Annotated in this window: 2 protein-coding genes; both read left to right on the forward strand. The window is 31.2% G+C overall.

Translation table 11 applies throughout. From position 1 onward, the window contains the following. The first annotated feature begins 100 nt into the window (after positions 1 to 100). The gene (locus tag AM305_RS10425) at positions 101 to 1,066 is read left to right on the forward strand and encodes a replication initiation protein (protein WP_005825872.1); all 966 of its coding nucleotides are present in this window, start codon (positions 101 to 103) and stop codon (positions 1,064 to 1,066) included. 114 nt (positions 1,067 to 1,180) lie between these two features. Continuing rightward, complete coding sequence (locus tag AM305_RS10430) at positions 1,181 to 2,779, forward strand: hypothetical protein (protein WP_005825873.1); 1,599 nt, start codon at positions 1,181 to 1,183, stop codon at positions 2,777 to 2,779. Positions 2,780 to 3,301: the final 522 nt, after the last annotated feature.

The raw sequence follows: 3,301 nt of genomic DNA on the forward strand, positions 1-3,301 counted from the left end.
GGTTAAAACCCTACAGATTTACGGTTAAGCACTATTTATTTTTTATTTGTAGTGTTTTGTGTTATATTAACCCTACATTCAATATGAAGAAGTAGGGTTTATGTCTAAAAACTTAATTGTAGTTAAATCAAATGATTTTGTTGAAGCAAGTTATAAGATTACGCTTGATGAAATGAGAGTTCTACTCCTAACTATCGGGCAGATTAACTCAAAAGCACAAAATCATAGAAGAGATTTTGAATTCACAGTAGCCGAATTTGCTGAAAGATTTAATACAGATGAAAAATCAGCATACGCACAAGTTCAGAGAGCTGTCGATATGCTCGGAGGGCGTTGGGCTGTCATTGAAAAAAATAAAAATATAGAACGCAAAGTCACCTTTCTAACGGAACAAGCCTATTTTAAAGGGGAGGGGCGATTTCAAATTATCCTACATGAAAAACTAATGCCGTTTCTATCTGACATTCAGGGAAAATTTACTGAATACAATTTAAAGTATATAGCTAGATTTAGCAGTTTTCACGCTATACGAATTTATGAAATCATTACTCAATATCGTAACTCAAAAGAGAAAGAACGCACCGTTTTAGTTTCAGAACTGAAAGAATGGCTACAGGTTGCGGATAAATATCCACGTTGGGATAACTTCAAAGCTAGAGTTTTAGAGCCAGCAATCTCTGAAATTAACGAAAAATCAGATCTCTTAGTTAGTTTCAAACAAATAAAACAAGGGCGTTCAATCCACGCTATAAAATTCTTAATCAAACAGAATAAGACGATAGACAATACTCAAAACATCACAAAATTAGGTCGCCCTAAACTTCCTCAACGTCCAGCAGTTAAAACAGGTTCACATGAAGAGGGACTTTACTTTAGACAATGTATTGATTTAGTTCAAACTCACTGGAGAAGCGTTTATCAAGGCGAAGAATGGAGGGAGATTCTAGTTAAATTACCTACGGATGAACTTGAGTTGCTATTCAAGTGGTACAAAGGTATAGGAGATGAATTTTGTTATAAACGGATTGAAAAAATAATTAACGCTAGAAAAACAGAAACCCTATAAATAGGGCTTCTGATTCTATTCATTTACTAAGGTTGAAACCATAATAAATAACGTTACCAAGTGTTATTTTAACCTATTCAACCTTGTTTTTCAAATCACAAATAAGGTGTAACAATGGGATTTAAGATAAACGAATACAATTCTACTTTGAATAGAAAACTACAAAGAGGATTAAAAATTATCGGCAAAGAAAAAGGACTATCTCAAAATGAGAATAAAGAATTTATATTTGAAAATAAATTTAAATCTTCCTTTATTCATTGTAACAGTGAAAACTATTTTACTATTACCAATACCGAAACAAATACAACTGAAAAACAACACAGTTGTGAATGTAATAATAAATTCTGTGTAACTTGTGAATCAAAGAAAAATTTTGCTCTTTGCAGTCTAACTTTAGACACTCTTTCAAAAAATAAAGAGTCATATTACTTCTTTCCAGCCACTTGGACATTTAAAAACATTAAAGCTAATCAGATAAGAGAACAAACAGATAGGATTAAGAAATTTATTTCTAACAAAGTTAAAAAGAGAAAAGGTTTTAATAATTATATCAAAGATCATATTTTTAAATTTGAATACACTGAATCATCTGATCTATCTATAAATCTACACATTCATTCTCTTTTTGCTATTCCTAGAAATTTTTACAACATATGTGAAAGCGAGATTGTTGAGCTATTAAATGACATTGAAAAAAAATGGGAATATGAAACAGGAGGGTATATATGCGTAGATGACCGGTACTCTGGTTCGGAATGGAACTGCCCTAAAACATTTGAAGAGGTTAGAAAGTGGATTCTTTATCTTTACTCACCTTTTTGGATAGCTAAAGGGAAAACTAGATATTCCTCCAGAAAGAAACAGCATGTAAAAAACAAAGAAGAGTGCATGGAGGACATAATGGCTGTTAGCGATAAAGGGCTTGCCTATTTTGTATTAGAATTAGCAAACCAACCCTTAATGATAAAAGGAGGGTTATTTAGCCATGAATCCAATAGAAAAAAACAAGAAAAACGTAAATATGAAAACCCTCAAGAATTTACCGCTTATGAACGTTCAATGATATATAACAAGTATAGCTACTCCGAGAAAGATTCTCAGGTAAGTTCTGAGGGGTATTGTGAGACTTTAAATGAAAATCTACACCAAAAAAGATACAAATTCATGAAAAATCTTTTCTTAAAAATTGGTAATATTTCACATTATATTCCCCATAAAGATGAGGCATTGGATAGTACAGAGAGTGAACAAAACTCCGAAAATTCATTAAATAAAATTAAATGTTGTGATACTCATACTGCAATCAATGAACAGAAAGATGAGACATTAAATAGTACAAAAAATGAACAAAATTCCGAAAGTTCACTTAATAGAATTAAACAGCTAGAGAATCTCGTAGAGACTATGCTAGTCGCACACAGAACAGATAAAAAAAGAGAGTTGAATCTAACATTTTTCAAAAAACTTAAAAGATCAATAAACCAAAATAAACTCCCTCCAAAAATTGTTGAATTTTATATGGAGGAAAGTATTTTAAGACATGAGGCTGAATATAATAAGTTTTTAAACGAGCAAGCCCAAAGATATAAAAGATACATTTGCATTAAATCCAAAAAAGGTAGTAAACATTATAGAATATGCGTTATTACCCCATCACATTTACGCCTAGAAAAATTATTAGGAATAGCTAATGAAGATTTTATATCTTAACTAGCAGATGAATCATATTATTTATTTGATTGATATCTATTAAGGAAAACTTATTTTTTATAAATATAGTTTTCCTTATTTATTTTCTCATTGACTTTCCCTACCTTATTTAAATAAATTGTCAAGCCAAAATTTTGTATTTTTTCCCATCAATATTATACTGCTCTTATAATTTAAAATATTCTTTGGGCAAGGACACGATAGGGGACTTTTTCTAGCGAAAAAATCAACCCTATCTGCCTTGCAGGTGGGGGATAATCCCCCTCCTTGACCGACCCCCTTTGAGACCGAGCGATGAATAAAAATAAGCGAAAAATTGAAATAAAAAACCTTAGCTGAAAATTTATCTTATCGTCATGCTTATGATGTTTGGGTTTTGTCGTTTGAAGAAGCAGAGCTTTCTGATTCTGTAAAGCGTGAAATTATTGAGGAGTTTGAAAAAGCATTTTTCCCTTACTTTCAAGATAAGAAAGAACGATACAACACTCTTTGGATACAGATTTTAATAAAATACACCTTAAA

It is taken from the genome of Actinobacillus minor NM305 (assembly GCF_000175195.1).
GTDB classification, from domain to species: Bacteria; Pseudomonadota; Gammaproteobacteria; order Enterobacterales; family Pasteurellaceae; genus Haemophilus_A; species Haemophilus_A minor.

Excerpts from the sequence above, each read along its gene's own strand:
- AM305_RS10425 (WP_005825872.1), top strand. The coding sequence starts at position 101 with ATGTCTAAAAACTTAATTGTAGTTAAATCAAATGATTTTGTTGAAGCA.
- AM305_RS10430 (WP_005825873.1), top strand. The coding sequence starts at position 1,181 with ATGGGATTTAAGATAAACGAATACAATTCTACTTTGAATAGAAAACTA.